11 protein-coding genes and 17 tRNA genes are annotated in these 17,299 nt (G+C 54.9%); 23 read left to right on the forward strand and 5 right to left on the reverse strand.

All coding sequences use genetic code 11. From position 1 onward, the window contains the following. Positions 1 to 82 precede the first annotated feature (82 nt). From SH410x_RS01505 to SH410x_RS01520, 4 genes are read right to left on the reverse strand one after another with little or no spacing between them, the layout of a single operon-like run. Complete coding sequence (locus tag SH410x_RS01505; RefSeq protein ID WP_473674022.1) at positions 83 to 1,768, reverse strand: RNA/DNA-binding domain-containing protein; 1,686 nt, start codon at positions 1,766 to 1,768, stop codon at positions 83 to 85. Beyond that, complete coding sequence (locus SH410x_RS01510; RefSeq protein WP_473674024.1) at positions 1,765 to 3,135, reverse strand: restriction endonuclease subunit S; 1,371 nt, start codon at positions 3,133 to 3,135, stop codon at positions 1,765 to 1,767. Before SH410x_RS01510 ends, SH410x_RS01505 begins: the two co-directional genes overlap by 4 nt. After that, positions 3,132 to 4,874, reverse strand: a complete 1,743-nt coding sequence (locus SH410x_RS01515; RefSeq protein ID WP_473674026.1) for a type I restriction-modification system subunit M — start codon at positions 4,872 to 4,874, stop codon at positions 3,132 to 3,134. Before SH410x_RS01515 ends, SH410x_RS01510 begins: the two co-directional genes overlap by 4 nt. A 41-nt stretch (positions 4,875 to 4,915) precedes the next feature. Beyond that, positions 4,916 to 5,122 carry a MerR family transcriptional regulator gene (locus tag SH410x_RS01520; protein WP_473674028.1) on the reverse strand — a complete coding sequence of 69 codons (207 nt, stop codon included), beginning with the start codon at positions 5,120 to 5,122 and terminating at the stop codon, positions 4,916 to 4,918. 319 nt (positions 5,123 to 5,441) lie between these two features. Here SH410x_RS01520 and SH410x_RS01525 point away from each other — a divergent pair, with 319 nt between their 5' ends. The 15 genes from SH410x_RS01525 (at position 5,442) to SH410x_RS01595 (ending at position 12,325) form a co-directional block, all read left to right on the forward strand. Beyond that, positions 5,442 to 5,972, forward strand: a complete 531-nt coding sequence (locus SH410x_RS01525) for a hypothetical protein (protein WP_473674030.1) — start codon at positions 5,442 to 5,444, stop codon at positions 5,970 to 5,972. Positions 5,973 to 6,617: 645 nt separating this feature from the next. Further along, positions 6,618 to 7,310 carry a hypothetical protein gene (locus SH410x_RS01530; RefSeq protein WP_473674032.1) on the forward strand — a complete coding sequence of 231 codons (693 nt, stop codon included), beginning with the start codon at positions 6,618 to 6,620 and terminating at the stop codon, positions 7,308 to 7,310. A 785-nt stretch (positions 7,311 to 8,095) separates the two neighbouring features. Then, positions 8,096 to 8,167: transfer RNA gene (locus tag SH410x_RS01535), tRNA-Phe, on the forward strand. A 58-nt stretch (positions 8,168 to 8,225) separates the two neighbouring features. Then, positions 8,226 to 8,327, forward strand: a tRNA-Pro gene (locus SH410x_RS01540). 168 nt (positions 8,328 to 8,495) lie between these two features. After that, a tRNA-Lys gene (locus SH410x_RS01545) sits at positions 8,496 to 8,568 on the forward strand. Between the two features lie 12 nt (positions 8,569 to 8,580). Beyond that, positions 8,581 to 8,653: transfer RNA gene (locus tag SH410x_RS01550), tRNA-Ile, on the forward strand. Positions 8,654 to 8,681: 28 nt separating this feature from the next. Then, positions 8,682 to 8,754: transfer RNA gene (locus SH410x_RS01555), tRNA-Arg, on the forward strand. Positions 8,755 to 8,774: 20 nt separating this feature from the next. After that, a tRNA-Ala gene (locus SH410x_RS01560) sits at positions 8,775 to 8,846 on the forward strand. Between the two features lie 579 nt (positions 8,847 to 9,425). Continuing rightward, complete coding sequence (locus SH410x_RS01565; protein WP_473670484.1) at positions 9,426 to 11,279, forward strand: group II intron reverse transcriptase/maturase; 1,854 nt, start codon at positions 9,426 to 9,428, stop codon at positions 11,277 to 11,279. 142 nt (positions 11,280 to 11,421) lie between these two features. Continuing rightward, positions 11,422 to 11,493: transfer RNA gene (locus SH410x_RS01570), tRNA-Asn, on the forward strand. A 68-nt stretch (positions 11,494 to 11,561) separates the two neighbouring features. Beyond that, positions 11,562 to 11,633, forward strand: a tRNA-Gly gene (locus SH410x_RS01575). 108 nt (positions 11,634 to 11,741) lie between these two features. Further along, positions 11,742 to 11,831, forward strand: a tRNA-OTHER gene (locus tag SH410x_RS01580). 95 nt (positions 11,832 to 11,926) lie between these two features. After that, positions 11,927 to 11,999, forward strand: a tRNA-Asp gene (locus tag SH410x_RS01585). Positions 12,000 to 12,107: 108 nt separating this feature from the next. Next, positions 12,108 to 12,182: transfer RNA gene (locus tag SH410x_RS01590), tRNA-Glu, on the forward strand. A gap of 79 nt (positions 12,183 to 12,261) precedes the next feature. Continuing rightward, positions 12,262 to 12,325: transfer RNA gene (locus SH410x_RS01595), tRNA-Leu, on the forward strand. A gap of 16 nt (positions 12,326 to 12,341) precedes the next feature. Here SH410x_RS01595 and SH410x_RS01600 read toward each other — a convergent pair. Further along, positions 12,342 to 12,683, reverse strand: a complete 342-nt coding sequence (locus SH410x_RS01600; RefSeq protein ID WP_473674034.1) for an SdpI family protein — start codon at positions 12,681 to 12,683, stop codon at positions 12,342 to 12,344. A gap of 241 nt (positions 12,684 to 12,924) precedes the next feature. Between SH410x_RS01600 and SH410x_RS01605 the strand changes: the two genes are divergently transcribed. From SH410x_RS01605 to SH410x_RS01640, 8 genes are all read left to right on the forward strand, one after another. After that, positions 12,925 to 13,000: transfer RNA gene (locus SH410x_RS01605), tRNA-Leu, on the forward strand. An 8-nt stretch (positions 13,001 to 13,008) separates the two neighbouring features. Further along, positions 13,009 to 13,082: transfer RNA gene (locus SH410x_RS01610), tRNA-Val, on the forward strand. Between the two features lie 105 nt (positions 13,083 to 13,187). Further along, positions 13,188 to 13,273 (forward strand) — tRNA-Ser (locus tag SH410x_RS01615). Between the two features lie 12 nt (positions 13,274 to 13,285). After that, a tRNA-Arg gene (locus tag SH410x_RS01620) sits at positions 13,286 to 13,357 on the forward strand. 139 nt (positions 13,358 to 13,496) lie between these two features. Further along, positions 13,497 to 13,568 (forward strand) — tRNA-Arg (locus tag SH410x_RS01625). 706 nt (positions 13,569 to 14,274) lie between these two features. Next, positions 14,275 to 14,646, forward strand: a complete 372-nt coding sequence (locus SH410x_RS01630) for a hypothetical protein (RefSeq protein ID WP_473674036.1) — start codon at positions 14,275 to 14,277, stop codon at positions 14,644 to 14,646. 430 nt (positions 14,647 to 15,076) lie between these two features. Then, entirely contained in the window at positions 15,077 to 16,759 is a 1,683-nt protein-coding gene (locus SH410x_RS01635) for a TROVE domain-containing protein (protein WP_473674038.1), read from the forward strand. 135 nt (positions 16,760 to 16,894) lie between these two features. Then, positions 16,895 to 17,284, forward strand: a complete 390-nt coding sequence (locus SH410x_RS01640) for a DUF2721 domain-containing protein (RefSeq protein ID WP_473674040.1) — start codon at positions 16,895 to 16,897, stop codon at positions 17,282 to 17,284. The last annotated feature ends 15 nt before the right edge of the window (positions 17,285 to 17,299 follow it).

The raw sequence follows: 17,299 nt of genomic DNA on the forward strand, positions 1-17,299 counted from the left end.
CCACCGTGATTTGCAAGGAATTCACCGCCGTTTTTGCGTCGTTTTGCGTCGTTTTGCGTCGTTTTGCGTCGTTTTTGCGGCGTTATGCGTCATGCTGTTCTCCATCCTCTGCAGTTGGGCCGGGGTACCAAACGCCTGCCCGTCGCTGACCTTGAGGATGGGCTAGCCCTCGTCGTTTCAGTGTCTGCAACAGCGACTGAACGTGAGTTCGCGGCAATGATGGGATCACCTGGCAGAGTTCATCGAGTTTTGAGCCAACCGTCGCGTTCTCGTCGATGTGTTTCTTTAGGAGAGCCAAGTTATGCTCCCGGTCCAGACCCTTCTTCCGGGTGTAGGCACCGGTTTTCCCAACAAACTCGTAGAACTTCCGGGACAGGATGTGAGTCTGTCCCTTGCCTCGTTCAAGAATGCCGAGGTCAATTAGCCGAGCTACCTGTTTCTCAAATCCCTTCGGCAGCTTTTCACCACGTGCCGCCGCTGACATCAGCAGCCAGTCGTGCGTGTTGAAGAAAGCCGTTGTCTCTTTCGACACTTTTTCGACAAAGCTCACGAAAGCTGGATCCTGCACGGTTCCATGCAACGTCAGCCCGACCTGATACTGGTCCGTCCGAGCGAAGTCCGGCACCGGTTTGCTCTGCTTGATCTGCTCCTCGAAGATCAGATTCATGCCCTGACCGGATCGTTCCACCAACCCGCAGCGAGTCAGTATCTCGGCCACACGGCGATTTCGCGGGTTCTGTCGGTCGAGAATGTTCTCCAGCGTGATACCGACCGGCAGCCCACCTGGACTGTCAATCTCCAACCGTCGCGGAAACTGACGGATGAAGATGCTGCCGCTGAGCTGGTAGTTCCGATGACTGACGGCGTTCAGAATCGCTTCACGCACCGGACGCTCGCTGAACGTCGAAATCGGCGTGACAAACAAGCCTTCCTGAAAGTCCTGCTTGTCGTTTCGCAGATTGATTCGCGACCACAGTTCGTCGTAATACCCAAAGAAACCCTCACGATACTCTTTGCGATCTTGGGCCGGTCCGGACGCATCGCTTGACCGATATTCAAAGACGATTTCGGCCGCTGCCAAACGCCTCGTCACCGCTGCCGGTTTCCCGAACAGAATCAATGACGCGTAGTTCAGTTTGCCATCGGTAATCGCTTCGGCGTCTTCGAGCAGTTGTCCCAGACCGAGCGACTGCAACCGCTCCACCAGTAACGAGTCTTCTGCCTTCGCTGCTTTGGCCATCCACCGTTGGCGAAACGCTTCGACGGCAGATTCGTTTAGGTCATCCAGTGTCAGGCCGGAAACTGCGTCTGCCGTAAAGTCGTGTCCGCTTTCGGCAAAGATTGCACGCAGCCGGTCTTCGGACATCTCAACAAGGCTGTCTTCCTTCCGCATCCAGTAGCGGCCGTCGTATTTGATCGGAATGCCCACCGGTCGAGGTGGAATCGAGAAGGCCAGCACGCGGCTTTCGGCAGCACAATCCGGATGGTGGATTTCCTCGAAGTCGATCGCCAACGGGATGCGTTCACACAGTCCTTTGCGAGTGCGTTCGGGTTGGTCAAACGCTTTCGAGCCAACAATCTGTCGCGGGCGTTCATCCGTCACGCCTAGCACGATTCTGCCACCGCCTTCGTTGGCCATAGCGGAGCAATACTTCGCGAGTTCCTCAAAGTCGAAGCGATTGGTGGCCCGTTTGAATTCGAGTGTTTCACCTTCCTTGTCACGAATCCAATCTTCGAGTGCTGCGATCTTTGGCGAGGCGGTGCTCATGCTATCTCCTGATAAGCAAATTCTCGAACGTCGATCTTGCCGGTGACGGCTGCGGAGATGAGGGCGGTGCGGCGTTCTTGGAGAAGTTCGATGGCTCGTTCGGCTTCCGCTTCGAGTGAGTTTAGTCTCGCCGTCTGTGTTTTGACGTACTCAACGATCTTGTTCTGTTCCGCGACGTCGGGAGCGGCGAAAAACAACTCTGTTATCACAGACTGGGCAATGTTCTTCATTGAAGGACTCGCACCTGTTGCACCCTGTTCGATCGGCTCACGAGCAAGTTCGCACGTCAGAAAGAAACATAGGAATTCGGGCAGAAAGCGTGTTGATTCCATTCGCAAGCGGTAGAGCTTGTCACAGAGCATAAGGTTGGGATAGTCGTTGTCGGCAACGGCTGCACTGCCGACAAGTTCGATCGTGTTCGCCCGCGAGATCAGCAAGTCACCTTTCTCGATGCCCAGTTCTGGTTTGGGTGTAAGTTCGGGCGGAAGTGCTTTGTTCTCCTGATCATGGAACTTGCCGTAATTTACGCATCCGACCTTCAACACACCCCATTGCGATTCGTCTTCAACTGGCGTGATCTCGCATTGAGGACTCCAGCCTTGCTCAATCGTTTCAATCGCGTGCTTAATCCGCTGCACCTCCCAATGTTGCGGGACATCGCCGAGCCATTGGATGCCGGATGGTTTCATGGGGGCGTTGGGGTTCAGGCCTTTGGTGACCGCGTGACTGATGACCGCCTGACGCTTTTCCTTCAGCAACTCAATCAAACGACGCTGCTCCGACACCAAACCGTCGATCTTCGACGTTTCCACATCGAGGAACGACGAGATCGCCTTTTGCTCGTCGAGAGGGGGGCGAGTGATTTGCAAGTTTTCAATCACGTTCATCCCGATGTTTTGCTGTGTGCCAAAACTCCAGTTGAGTGTGACGCCTTCTTGGAAGTTGCGGGAACGCAGAAAGTTCAGAATGAACCTTGGATACGATTCCTCGTCGCAGCGAATTGCGGCCAACGGCGACCAGATACTAAACTCGCGGTCGTCTTCAACAATTGCAGTGGTGCCGGTACTCGCTCCCGACTTGACCATGTAAACATCGCCAACTTCCGGTTTGTATTTTTGGCAATAACGGTCGTGGTCGGTTTGAGAAATGAAGCCGCGAATCTTATCAAAATTGATTTCGCCTGATGAAACGGCTTCCGCAGAAACAAATGGGATTCCCTCGTCGATAAACTCGGGCGTTTCGTGTGGCCCATCTGTAACCGGCGTTGAAACGATGTGCTTGATGGCGGCAACATCCCAGTGCGATGGAACTTCTCCAAGCCAATCAACGCGGCTGTCTTTGTATTCGTCGTAGGGCCGAAAACTCATTGCGAAAGCTCTCCGATCATTTCGACGATCCGATCCGTCACCCCTTTCAATTCCGTGTCAATCTCATCCAACTCGCGGGGCGGTTTGAACACGTAGAAATGACGGTTGAACGGGATCTCGTAGCCGATCTTCGTCTTGTCGTGGTCGATCCATGCGTCGGGGACGTGCGGCACGACTTCTCGCTGGAAATACTCGTCCACATCTTCGCCCAGTGGAACCTCTTCGCTGTCTCGCAGTTTCGAGTCGGGCTTGGGCTGGCCTTTCCGTTTGCCTCGCGTTTCGAGAACGGGTTTGCCGTCTTTATCAAGCAGCGGTCGCTCGACGGTGATCGTCTGGTAGCCAAAGTCGGTAGTCTTGAAGATGCGGCTGATCGGCACGCCTTTGCTGGTGACCTTCTTGGCATTACCGAACAGACGTGTGATCTCGGAAATGTGTTCGTCGCTCAATTCCTTGCGTTTGCTGCCGAGAGACTTTCGCATCTTCTGCCACATCGCACTGGCGTCGATCAACTGCACTTTGCCCTTGCGGTGGGCGGGCTTGCGGTTGGTCACGATCCAGATGTAGGTGCTGATGCCCGTGTTGTAGAACATGTCGGTCGGCAAGCCGATGATGGCTTCCAGTAAATCGTTCTCCAGCACGTAACGGCGAATCTCGCTTTCCCCGCTGCCCGCGTTGCCGGTGAACAGGGGCGAGCCGTTCAGGACAATGCCAAAGCGACTGCCTCCGTCTTTGGTGGAGCGCATCTTGGAAATCAGATGCATCAGGAACAGCAGCGAACCATCGCTGACTCGCGGCAGTCCGGGGCCGAAGCGACCGTTGAAGCCGTCCTGCTCATGCTCCTTTTTGATTTCCTTCTGAATCTTTTTCCATTCGACGCCAAACGGTGGATTGGAAAGCATGTAGTCAAACTGCTTGCCCGGCAGGCCATCGTCGGACAACGTGTTGCCGTGGATGATGTTGCTGATGTCCTGACCCTTGATCAGCATGTCGGCTTTGCAGATGGCGTAGGACTCGCCATTAAGTTCCTGACCGTACATCACCAGTCGGGCATCCGGGTTCTGACCGCTCAGATGATCCTCGGCCACCGATAACATGCCGCCGGTTCCGGCAGTCGGATCGTACAGCGAACGGACAATGCCGGGCTTGGTCAGGGCGTCGTCGTCTTCGATGAACAGCAGGTTGACCATCAGGCGGATGACTTCTCGCGGCGTGAAGTGTTCCCCGGCGGTTTCGTTAGAGAGTTCGGCGAACTTCCGGATCAGTTCCTCGAATACGGTCCCCATCTGCTCATTGCTGACGACTTCAGGGTGCAGGTCGATGTTGGCGAACTTCTCGGTGACCAAGTACAGCAGGTTGGCTTTGTCGAGACGCTGAACCTGCGTGTGGAAATCAAAACACTCGAAGATGTCCCGCACCGCCGGGGAGAATGCATCAATGTAGGCGAACAGGTTCTCAGCGATGTTGTCTTGATCGCCCACTATCGCTTTTATGTCTTTAGGACACGTGTTGTAGAACAGCAGGCCAGACTTCTTCAGCATAAACGGTTCGGGATTGATTCCGGCGTCCTCGCGTTTCTGTTTCTCCTTAAGGACCGCCTCTTTAGTTGGGGCCAATACGCGGTCCAGTCGACGCAGTACCGTGAACGGCAGGATAACTTTCCCGTACTCGGACTGCCTGTAATCACCCCGCAGCAGGTCCGCGACGGACCAGATGAAGGAGGAGAGGTTTTGTTGGCTCATAAGTCAGTCGCTTCCTGCGTCCGTGTTTCGTTTGATTGCCATCATTTCGATTTCCGCGTCACCGGCCTGGCCACTGAGTCGAGGAATGCCTGCAGGTCCTTGCGACGAAACAGCCGGTAGTTGTTCACCGGATTGACCTGCACTGCAATCTTTCCCTGCTTGGCCCAGGCCCGCAGCGTGTTCTGCGAGACGCCCAGGAATTCTGCCGCCTCTGCCGTCATCAAGTAATCGCTCAGTTTCTCGCTCATCTCTTCCCCCGTCAGTGGAGTGAGACCGTCGTGGTTCTCGTCCCCCGAAGGGTAACAGAGTCTGCAAAGAAAAGCAGCTAGGGAGGACGCCGGACGATGGGGCGGGCTTTCAGTTCCGGATTTGAAGGCGGTATTGCTCCGGCACTCGGTGCCGTCATGCCTGAGGAGTGTGTCGCGTCGGTGGCAGCGAGCATGCACTCGGTCAGCTTGAACTGTCACGACCGTCGCGATTAGCGAAAGCAGCGGACTCCAAAGGTCGTCTGCGAAATCGGATGCAAGTCAGTCATAATGCAGGCCACCCTGACTAAGGACGCTGCTCATGATACAACTTCTGCTCATCCCATTATCCCTGCTCGCCATCGCGTCGACTGTTGCCGCTGAGGAACCGGACAAGCCGCAGTCAATCACTCGCATCTGGTTGACGCACAACACGAACGACTACAGCAAGATCGTCGCGAACTGGATGAGTGATCGGGCGGCCGCGTTTGCTGAAATGCTGTTGATTGTTCTCGGTGCCGCTGGTCTGATCGCGGAGAAGTTTGGTTGGTCACTCTCGGTCGCGTGCGCTGAGCCCTGCCAGGTATCCGATGTGAAAAACGTTCCGCATTGCCACGAAAATGAACTCGTCGTCTTCGCCGTCATCGTCGTCGAGTCCTTGGCCATCTGTTGCCAATCGTTGGGCCCGATTCCCCCTGGCCTAAGCAGCTTGGCAAGCAAGGGCTCCTCGACCCGTTCCGATTCGACCGGTGCATCTCTTGGCGAGAGAGGCATCCGCCCAGGTTGCTATCGAAGTCGCCATGATTGTCCCGCGACGTACTCCAGACGTTCGTCGTCCGAATCAGCCTTTTGAATACTCTCGGCAACTATCGCCAATCGTCTGCATCTCCAGTTTTCCGCATCGATCTTGCCGGTCTCTGCCGCAGTGGCACCGATACGAGTTCCGCCTTGCTACCTCTCGGTGCTCGTGAACAACGCACCGTGGGGAAGCTCCCTTCTCCGCTGCCAGGCAGATCGAATCGCGGTTTAAAATCCGGATTTTAAACCACCGGTTGCAGGCGACCGCCTGCCGAGATGGAGGTGCCCCAGACCGCGGAACAGTGACGGATCGATTCCTGGATTCCGTCATGCGTATCGATTTGCGGTCCATCCGCTGGTCACGTGATGAAAAAGCCAACTTGCTGGTTTGACTGGCCGCCTGACTTGCGGATAGCTGTCGCGTTGAACTTTGTCTTTGCACTGCGGACTGCGGACTGCGGACTGCGGACTGCGGACTGCGGACCGAGTAACGCAGCAACAGCGACGATGCTGTCGAGCTATCGCGTAGTAGTTACGAGATTCTGGTCGTGAAGGGAACAACGGGCTACTTTCCTCTAGCGGGGTGCTTTGTTCGAGAACCGTCGCCAGACCGTGGATGGAGCGATCTGGTTGGCCCGACGCACTGACTGATCTATCATTGAATCAGGCACACACCCAGTGGAAATGACCAGGAAGACCGATGATCGCGATTAACAAATCCCCAGAACCTCGCAAGCGACCCGATCCGCCATGGCCGATCGATGCCCACGCCAGTATTTTTGTGGAAGTCATCCAAGCCTCCGGTCAGCGTTTTCTGCATCCGTCGACCGTGCAACTACCTAGCCCGGATCCGTTCAGCTCTGGCGTTAGCCATCCTGATCCCATTTCGCCCTTCACTTCACCGGGACTGGGAACGGAGCCGACCTCCGAACTGACGTATTCCCTGTTTCTCAATCTCGAACTTGGCAACCTGAACCCCTTTCCAATCGCTTTTGAAACCGTGGTGATTCATTTTGATGACGGACCGGTACCACGAAACGAATCGGATGCGATTGAACAAACAACCATCTTCACCGAGAGCGGAAAGATCGTTTCCAACTTTTCGTATTCACGTGTGAATTTTAGGAAGTCTCCGTCCGGAGAAACGCCACTAGCGTTTCAGATCGAGAGTCGAGGCAACATCAGTCTGCCCGCTTTTGCGTTGGGAGCCGCTCGTGAGATTGAGAAGCGATATGCCACGCGAGTCATTCTCCAGCTCTTTCATCAAGAGGTGGCCGTTTCGCGGCCAGTCGTTGCCAGCATTCCGCACGAAGCTCCAATGCCAGTGCATGACCCGGTGCAACACGGCATCTCGCCATTCAGAGGCCTCCCGGTTCGCTTTACACAGTACTGAATACCAGCTCAGGCTGTTGGTCAGCATGCATGTGCCGTTCAGAGCCATACGCTACTTCACATTCGCACGGGATCGAAACGAGGCATCATTTCAACTCAGCTCCGCAACACCGCTCGACTAGCCATCACCACACGCCATTCTTCCGTAGCGGCCAGTGAGTTCGGCGCCCGAGCTCGGCAATCCCTTCAGCAAGGAAGCTGCACGTCGCGAAGCACGATCTACGCAGCCAGCATCGCGACGGGCGTGATGGTTCACCAGTTCACACGCTGGCTCCCAAATATTCCGATCGACGCATGCGCTAGCGTCAATCTGTTATCCGGCGATCGGCCCGTCCGCGACACTCCATTGGCAAACGCTCAAGGCATGTGCTTTCACCACGGCGCCCAGCCCATGGCAACGAGTACTTTGTCGAATTGTCAGTGTTCCAAGTCCATTCGAGGCCATGTCGCGGAGATTGTTTTTACGGAATCTGTCATTTTGGTGAACCATCCGGCCGCGAGATAGTCTATCTCTTCGAACACACAAGTCACATTCACGCCACGAGCGAGTAACGAGCTTTCTGATGTTATCAAATATTCAATCCAGTCGACTCGAACAGAGATACGAAGGCAATGCGTTCGGCGGGCAACCGCTGAATATCAATAATGCCCCGGCGTATCCGCGTCTGATGTGACACTCGCTTTCATTAGCGAACGACTTCTTCATGAAGGCTCGGTGTTACGCAGACACCTGAGCCTTTTTTCGTGCCTGCATCGAACGGGCACCCCCAACAACGAACCCAATTTGGGCTGGTAGCTGAGACGGTCTAGCGGCGGTCTGAAGAACCGCAGACGAGGATTCGAGCGCCTCCCGGCCCACTGACAAGGAATATATGCGCCGACAGCAAACGCTGCGGCGATGGAAGCAACACAACATCGGATACAGGTGCAGATGGAAGCACGCCTGGTTGGGGACCAGGAGACGGTTTTCATTTGTGGGTGGCTCCGCCACGGGGCGGTTCGACTCCGAGGTGTCCGACTTTTGAAACGACAACATGGTAGTCGAGGGCTGGTCGCCCAAATCCGACTGATGCGCGGGTCACGCTGAGTTCGATCCTCGGGGCTACCACTGACGACAACAACACGAAAGGAGAACCAGCATGCTGCCTGTACTGCGATTGAAACGCATAGCCGTGACTGAAAAAGCGGGGCTGTGGTGTAACTGGCAGCATGACGGACTTTTAATCCGTTCGGTGAGGGTTCAACTCCCTTCGGCCCCATTGGCTACGCATCGGCGTGTAGCTCAGGGGTGAGAGCGGCGTCCTTATAAGGCGACGGTCGCGGGTTCAATTCCCGCCACGCCGACTGAAACGAAACAACAACGACGACACATGGGATTGTGGCAGACAAGGTAATACATCGGACTCCTAATCCGAGCAATGTGAGTTTGATTCTCACCGATCCCACTTGAGACATTCTGAAACAAGCACTGATTGTCTAACTGCAAGACTCCTCCGTCGCGAGCGAGGTGATGCGGGTTCGATTCCGGCTCGGTGCTCTTGAACGCTTCGGCGTATTGATCTTTGACAATTTGGTTGTGATGCAATTTTGCGCCCATGATGTAGCGGTAGCCTGCTGCCTTGCCATGGTGCGCCCGGAGATGCGTAACTGTTTTTGCCAACGATGGTTGGCTCCGCTGGAAGAACGCGGATAAAGCAGCAACTTACCTTCGCTCGAAAGGATCGGGGGGACAGTAGCATGTTGTCTAAAAGGCACGTGAGGTTGAACATTAACGACCGAGAAGTGTGCCAGCTAGGCTGTATATGGGTAAAGCTGAACTGCCTGAACTCTAGTTTCCTGAGGCCCAGGCTGCCTATCGGGAATGATGTTGAAACCCGAATTTTCGATGTCGCGGGATAAGTCGTGGCTATCACGCGAACTTCCCATCGAGACGGACCCTCAATGAGAGGGACAAGAAACGAACGGAGGCCCTACGTACAGACCGAAGCGGTTACGTAACCCGGGGATCGCCTAAGGGTGGCAACACCTAAGGTGACGGAGTTCCCATAGTAGTTTGGGGTCGGACCTCAAACGAAGGGGAACAGAACACAGGGCTTCAACGACGGGGATGTTCCGTATGGAAACACAAGCTCTCGAACGATTAGAAGCACTACGCAAGCGAAATGTCGATCGCGATTGGTTGAACTCGGATCTTTACCGACTCCTCTACAGGTCTGACCTGTATGAGGTTGCCTACGAAAAGATTCGCTCCAGTCCGGGAAACATGACTGCGGGAACGGACGGAATCACACTCGACGGTTTTTCATATGCAGCCCTTGGTGGCATCATACGGCAACTGCGAGATGAGAGTTTTCAATTCAAGCCAGCGCGACGGGATTATATCCCGAAAGCCAACGGCAAGATGAGACCACTCGGGATTCCATCACCGAGGGACAAGATCGTCCAAGAGGCCATTCATATGATCCTCGAAGCGATCTACGATAGCCCCCACGGTGCCTATTTCCTGGATTGCAGTCATGGATTCCGACCCAATCGAGGTTGCCATACGGCGTTGCGGGAATTCGGCGGTAAATGGAGAGGGGTGACCTGGATCATCGAAGGAGACATCAAGTCTTGCTTTGATGAAATTGATCACCATGTCCTGATTTCGTTGCTCCGGAAAAAGATTGCGGATGAACGCTTCATCAACCTGATTTGGAAAGCCCTCCGAGCAGGTTATCTGTGGAAACGGGAACGATATCCATCGCTCCTTGGTTCGCCACAGGGAAGTATTTGCAGCCCCATTCTTGCCAACGTCTATCTTCATGAACTCGACTGTTTTGTCGAGGTATTGAAAAGGCGGCATGAACGAGGCCAGCGCCGCAAACATAATCCAGAGTATATGCAGGTTGCCAAGAAGCGGCAACGCTTGCTGAAAAAGAGCGAAGGGCAACGGACATCTGAAATCGACGAGCTTACAAAGCGACTTCGATCATTGCCGTCCAAAGTGATTGACGATCCGGATTTTGTTCGGATCAACTATCTCAGGTACGCGGATGACTGGATTCTCGGAATCATCGGTCCACAATCTCTGGCCGTTTCAATGAGGGATGAGGTTAAATCCTTCTTGAAGGATACTCTTCATTTGGAGTTGAGCATGGAGAAGACCCATATTCGACACGCCAGGACCGAGGAAGCGTTTTTCCTCGGGACCCGATTGACGATAGGGGGATCGAAAACCCAGGAAGCCAAAATCGGAAGTTGCCGGTCATCAAGTGGCCGACGCTACCGAAAGCGGGTAACCGGATGGAACCCCGTGATGAAGGCCCCGACCAGCAAATTGGTCGAGAGACTTCATCAGAAAGGGTTCTGTTCCAAAACTGGATACCCAACATCCAAGTCTGGATGGACGCTGCTCGATGCGGATCAAATACTGAACCTGTTCAACAGCATCAATCGCGGTCTGTTGAACTATTATCGGTTCGTGCATAACTTCGCTTCGCTAACACGCGTCCAGTACATCCTGCGACACTCACTTGCGATGACTCTCGCGCATAAGTATCGGATGACAGTCGGAAATGTCTTCCGGAAACATGGACAAAACTTGTGCTTTCGTTGGCAGCTTTCCAATGGGAAGTTTCGCGAACTTCAGTTCGCGGAAAACACAGACTGGCGAAAAAACACGAACGCGTTCATGGTAAACCCGGAACCCAAAGATATTTTGGGCTGGCATGTTACGCTGCGAGGCAAATCTAAACTTGGATTTCCTTGTCTCATCTGCGGGTGTGAAGAAAACGTGGAAATGCACCACGTTCGACACATTCGCAAGATGGGTGATCGAAAGCCAACCGGTTTTCGATCCGTAATGCGGGCACTGAATCGAAAGCAGATTCCAGTCTGTGCTCCATGCCATCAGAAGATCCATAACGGTGACTACGATGGCATACGCCTGACCGATCTTGCTTACGACTTCAAAGCCCAACCGACGTAGCTGTGTTTGGAGAGCCGTATGCGGTGAAAGCTGCACGTACGGTTCGGAGAGGGGTGGTTGATGTTCCGCGAACTTAACGCGGACTTGGCCATCTACTCTACGCGGAAGTGTGGGTTCGACTCCCACTGGGCGCTTTGCAGAATCCGGTGTGGCCCAATGGTAAGGCGGCTCCCTGTTAAGGAGACGAGTGATGGTTCGAGTCCATCCGCCGGAGCTTGACTGTCGCCGAACACTCCGTGGTCGGTTCTAGAATGGACGGCCACCGAGTGTCCGGCGACTCATGTGTCCTTGGCCGAGCGGCAAAGGTTCCGGACTTCCAATCCGGCTAGGTGGGCTCGACTCCCGCAGGACTCTCTTTTGTTCTGAAAAACTCTCTCTCCGGCGCGTAGTCGCGACGTGAGCCTTTGAAGCTCGCAGGTTGGGTTCAATTCCCGGACGGAGTGCTTTGCAAGTTTGATGTACGCCGGAGTAGCAGTTGTTGGTCGCAGCACCTCGCTCTGCCCAGTAACGATTGGACAGGCGAGTTCATTGGTTCGATTCCAGTCTCCGGTGCTGTGGCCAGATCTGGTGTTGGTTTCCAGAGACTCACTGTGTATGAGTTTGTCGCCGGTTCAATTCCGGTTGGTCACCCTCGCGTGAACATTTTCGGTGGCAATTTCCTCTGGGAAGGAAGCTTGATTGTCTATCAAGTCGCTGCGGGTTCGACTCCCGTTGCCATCGCTTTCAAGAACGCCGCATTCGACTACTGGCTAGGTCGGCTGCTTCTCAGGCAGCAGGAAGGAGATCGAAACTCCTATGCGGTACTCGCTTCGATCGAAGCAACAGAACGGCGTGGTAGATTCTGATGGCAGAATCGTCTGGTTTTCATCCAGAAGTCCGCGGGTTCGATTCCCGCTCACGTCACTGCGTCGCGATCACGCAATACGGAAGTCACCCGGCCGGAAGCAAGGCCTGCCGCCTACCAAGTGGGAGGATGAAGGCAAGGGCCACGGTAGTGAACCGCTTGTCTTAGGAACAAGTGCTTGCGGGTTCGACTCCCGCCCTCAGTACTTCGCCAACTCGTCATGCAGCCGGCAACTTTCCAAGGTACAAGAACGAGCGAACAAGCATGACGACAACGCCAATTCCATAGGTAGCCCCAACGATGCCAGCGTAGACGCCCAAATCCAAATTGGGAATCAAGAACGCGCCAGCAGAAACAACGATTCCTGCGACACCGACCCAGATCATTTGCCAAGCAACGTACACGTTCGCCGGGTACCAGATGTTTGGGTTGCTTAACGTACGACGCACGCGAAAGCCATACCAACGATTCGGTGGGACTTTGCCATAAACGAACGGAAGACTCAAGCCAATGAGAAGTGCACCGACGACGAGAAACAGAAACAACAGGGCAGTGATCATCGAGTTTGTCCGAAAGGTTTCGATCCATGATACCAAAAGCGAGACGATTGCTTTGGTCACCCATCAAATGCGAACAACGATGCGGGTGAGCCAGGCTCATCCGGGCCTCATAAGCCTGGACCGTCGGGTGCGACCCCCGAACCCGCTACTTCAATGCGACAACAACGCGGATGGGCCAGAGCTCAGCCCGGCCTCATAAGCCAGGACCGCCGGGTGCGACCCCGGATCCGCTACTTCATTCGGCCGGGTACGCAAACTGGCAAAGCGACGAGGTCGAGAGCCTCGTGACTTTGTGGGTTCGACTCCCACCTCGGTCATAAAACACGATCGCGTGGTCCAGCGGGCTAAGACGCCTGCGTGACAAGCAGGAGACAGATGGTTCGATTCCATACATGATCACTTTCAAAGATGGGGAGTGTGGGAGACAGGGAGTCTGGGAGAAACCGTGCACGATTCACTTTGACTTCTAGACTCCCCATCTCCCTGACTCCCTTACTCAGAAGCGGAAGGCAGCCGGATACGGTTTGCCGGGCCGCGCTGCTAACGCGTGCCACCTTCGGGTGATGAGGGTTCGACTCCCTCGCCTTCCGCTTGTTTGAAACGGCTCGATGGTGAAACGGACATCATCTCTGGCTTCTAACCAGAAGTTCCGGGTTCGATTCCTGGTCGGGCTACTGATGGAAACAAAGCCAGCCGACGTGGCTCGATGTAGAAAGGCACCGCTCTTGGCTGTCGTTTTTTTTTGGCGTGACCCATGCTGGTGCGAACCCAGTCGTCGGCTCTTGTGACTATGAATGATGAAGACAATCAAACGACTCGCGGGTGTGCTGGACAGCATGGCAGTCTTCGAAACTGTCGGACCAGGTTCGATTCCTGGGCGAGTTACTCGGCTCTGAACCAGAGCCGAGATCGAATGTTCTCGGAGTGTGCCGGGTTCGATCCCCGCCAGCGGACAAGTGTTCGCGAGTAGCTCAGTAAAAACGTCTGGCCAAAACTTCGTCGCCACCCGCACACGATTGACTGCCCAATTGGACTACATCACCTCGACTGTCGTGGGTTCGAGTCCCACCGAAGTGAACCTTGCGTTCGCTTCGTAGCTCAGTTGGTAGAGCATCGAAACGTCTGATTAACAAACTTCGTCAATTGTTTTTACAAACAACACCAGAACAAGGCGACTGCCGGTTCGGAGTACATAGGTAGAGCGCGTCGAGCGATCGACGAGGCCGCGGGTTCAAGCCCCGCTCGGTATCCGCAAGGAACGCCGGTAGCTCAGAAAGAAACCTCCGGCCAAAAACTTCGTCGCCCATCGTACACGACTAACTGCCGTTTCGGAGTACATCTTAATTCGGAGGTTGCGGGTTCGATTCCCGCCGGCATTGCCAAGCGGTGCCGTAGCTCAATTGGATAGAGCATCGAAGTGATTCTGATTCAACCACTTCGTTAGTCGCGTTTTCCCCAATCGTCTCGAGAGATCGAACTATGCGTGTTTTACATTCCTGTTTCGCCATTACGACCGGCCGCGAGTAATCCAAACTCGCTGCCCGACAGAGAACACACCTGCACAATTCAATCTTTCAACGACTACGGAAACATGAAAACCACAACCGAAAGCCGATCGAAAACCGTGACAACCGTCGCGGCCAGGATCGCAGGCGAAGACATCGCCAAGGGTGACTACATCACCATCCTCAGCGAGATCATCGAACTGCCCTCCTTCCTCTGGAGCTGCTCGGGTATCTCGCTACCAATCGACGAACCCGTTCGGACTCGCTACCTGCCGCGTGCAGTCGGTGAGCCGCACAAAGTCGTCGCCGTTTGCTTGCCATTCGTCTATGCGAAGCGACCCAAGGGAAACCTGATCGCCTTCGACACGCGACAGCAACAACTCGTCCGGCTCGACCGAGATAACGGCCGTTCCCTTTGGAAACAAATGCGAAAAGTTGCCAAGAAGAAAACGAAATAGTAAACGCACACGATCGACTGCCGATTCGGAGTACATGCTTCAGGAGCCGGATGTCGTGGGTTCGACTCCCACCGCCCCAACTGCTTTTCAGGGATCGCAGGGGCGTAGCTCAGTGGTAGAGCGCCGTAAATTCTCTGGTCACAACTTCGTCGATCGCGTTTTTTGCATCACAACCTTCTGGCAAACCAAACGCCGCGAGCGTTCTGCCCTGACTTCGTTGGGCGAATGCATCGCGGCGACAAGACACACTCGACTGCCGGTACGGAGTACATGGCAACGACCGAAAGGTTCAGCGAGTTCAAATCCCGCCGCGTCCGCTTGGCAACATTCGGACGTGATCTCTGTCCACCCATTCGTCGAGTGTGTTCTTCGATTCACTTCGTGGAGCCAGCAGCGTGCCGGTTCCACTGCATTTCCGTAGGAGGTCACGATGGCCAACAAGTCTCTCTTCCAAAGCATCACTAGCGTTCTTCCACGAGCGACCGTCGTCAACGAAGCCGGCGGCCCAGCGTACAAGTCGTCCGCGAAGCACGCGCTCGCGCAAATGGCGGCGACCGGCACGTTCGGCAACGTCTACTACGCGTCCGCGCAAAACCAACTCGACGCAATGCGAAAACTGATCGACGAGATTGACGACAACGAGTTCCTGGCAAAGCTGGCTGTCTATTCACGTGAGCGTGCTTACATGAAGGACATGCCGGCAGCGTTGTTGGTCGTACTGTCGACGCGAGATACCAAGCTCATGCACCAAGTCTTCGACCGAGTCGCGGACAACGGCCGCGTTCTACGCACCGTTTTCCAAATGACTCGTTCGGGACAGTTCGGTCGCAGGGGCCTGTCGTCCTCGCTGCAGCGTGCATTCCAACGTTGGCTGAACGACGCGTCTGTTGGCAAGTTGCTCTCAGCTTCGATTGGAAACGATCCAAGCCTGCGAGACATCTTGAGAATGGCACGTCCAACGCCGAAGGATGACGCGCGTCGAGCGTTGTTCGGATGGTTGACCGACAAGCCAGTCGAAAAGTGGGCACCAGCAACAGCTGACCACCTGCCTTCGACGGTTCAGTCGTTGGTCGCTTACCGCGCAGCCGATACGGCCGAAGCCCAAACGTTGATCGCCGGCGATTTGCAAGTTCGATGGGACTTGCTAGCCGACGCAGCCAAGGGACCGTTGGTTTGGAAGGCGATTGCCCGACAAATGGGAGCGCAAGCACTGCGAATGAACCTCAACACGCTCTTGCGTCACGACGTGTTCAGTGTGGCCGAACACTCCGTGGTCGGTACTGTGGGTGAAATCGGCCGCGGAGCGTCCGACCACAATATGATCGACTACGTGGCCGGCCAACTGGCTGACCGCGACGCGATCGCTCGCAGTCGTCAGTTCCCGTACCAGTTTCTGGCGGCTTACATGAACGCATCGGACGAGGTTCCAGCCAAGATCAAGACGGCGTTGCATGACGCTGCCGAGATCGCGTGCGGAAACGTGCCAACACTACCGGGACCAGTCATCATCGGACTTGATACTTCAGGTTCGATGTCGAGTCCGGTCACGGGTAGCCGAGGCCGTGGAGGAACGTCGAAGATGCGATGCGTTGATGTTGCGGCACTGTTCGCAGCAGCGATCGTGCGTCGCAACCCAGACAGCGTCGTCATTCCATTCGACACGCAGGCTTACAAGGTCAAGGTCGATCCAAGCGATTCGATCTTGTCACTGTCAGCACGCTTGTCGAAGTACGGAGGTGGAGGAACGAATTGCTCGTTGCCATTTGTCGAAGCCAATACGCGTTACGCCAAGCAAGCCTTCGCGGGCATCGTTCTGGTCAGCGACAACGAAAGCTGGATCACCTCTGAACGTCCTTTTGGTTACGGCCAAAACGGCTCAACCGGCGTGATGACCCAATGGGAGAAGTTCAAGACGACCCAGCGAGCACACGGCATCGCCGATCCAAAGCTCGTCTGCATCGACATCCAACCCTACGGAACCAGCCAGGCACCGGAGCGAGACGACATTCTGAACATCGGTGGCTTCAGTGACGCCGTGTTCAACGTTGTCTCATCGTTCCTGGAAAACGACGCATCCCGCTTCGTCCGCGAAGTCGAATCCGTCGAACTGTAAGCCGAAAGGGGAACCGAAATCCAAAACGCCCGCGGAGGAGCAATCCCCGTGGGCGTTTTGTACTGATGGGTCGGATCAGCGCCAGATATCGCTATTTCGTCTAGGAGGCGTATAATCGGCTTAGAAAGGTAAAATATGAATATCGATCTCACCACTCCCGCGTTGCTATTCTCAACAATATCACTGCTTTTGCTTGCCTATACCAATCGGTTCCTTGCCTTGGCAACCGTCATCCGCACGCTGCACCGACAGTACCAAGAGACACCGGATCCAGTAGCTGCGGCACAAATCGAAAACCTGCGCCGACGCGTGAACTTGATTCGGGACATGCAGACTCTCGGCGTCGCTAGTCTCCTGTCATGCACAGTATGTATGGGGCTGCTGTTTGCTGGCTTGGTTTTCTTCGGTAAAGTCATCTTCGCGATCAGTCTCGTACTGATGGTCGGATCACTTACCATTTCTTTGATTGAAATCCGCATGTCCGTCGGTGCGTTGAATCTGCAACTAAGCGATATGGAAAAATAGACGTAAGTCCGATTC

Source organism: Rhodopirellula sp. SH410, from assembly GCF_055811895.1.

Coding starts and splice junctions, on each gene's coding strand:
- SH410x_RS01505 (WP_473674022.1), bottom strand. CDS start 1,768: ATGAGCACCGCCTCGCCAAAGATCGCAGCACTCGAAGATTGGATTCGT.
- SH410x_RS01510 (WP_473674024.1), bottom strand. CDS start 3,135: ATGAGTTTTCGGCCCTACGACGAATACAAAGACAGCCGCGTTGATTGG.
- SH410x_RS01515 (WP_473674026.1), bottom strand. CDS start 4,874: ATGAGCCAACAAAACCTCTCCTCCTTCATCTGGTCCGTCGCGGACCTG.
- SH410x_RS01520 (WP_473674028.1), bottom strand. CDS start 5,122: ATGAGCGAGAAACTGAGCGATTACTTGATGACGGCAGAGGCGGCAGAA.
- SH410x_RS01525 (WP_473674030.1), top strand. CDS start 5,442: ATGATACAACTTCTGCTCATCCCATTATCCCTGCTCGCCATCGCGTCG.
- SH410x_RS01530 (WP_473674032.1), top strand. CDS start 6,618: ATGATCGCGATTAACAAATCCCCAGAACCTCGCAAGCGACCCGATCCG.
- SH410x_RS01565 (WP_473670484.1), top strand. CDS start 9,426: ATGGAAACACAAGCTCTCGAACGATTAGAAGCACTACGCAAGCGAAAT.
- SH410x_RS01600 (WP_473674034.1), bottom strand. CDS start 12,683: ATGATCACTGCCCTGTTGTTTCTGTTTCTCGTCGTCGGTGCACTTCTC.
- SH410x_RS01630 (WP_473674036.1), top strand. CDS start 14,275: ATGAAAACCACAACCGAAAGCCGATCGAAAACCGTGACAACCGTCGCG.
- SH410x_RS01635 (WP_473674038.1), top strand. CDS start 15,077: ATGGCCAACAAGTCTCTCTTCCAAAGCATCACTAGCGTTCTTCCACGA.
- SH410x_RS01640 (WP_473674040.1), top strand. CDS start 16,895: ATGAATATCGATCTCACCACTCCCGCGTTGCTATTCTCAACAATATCA.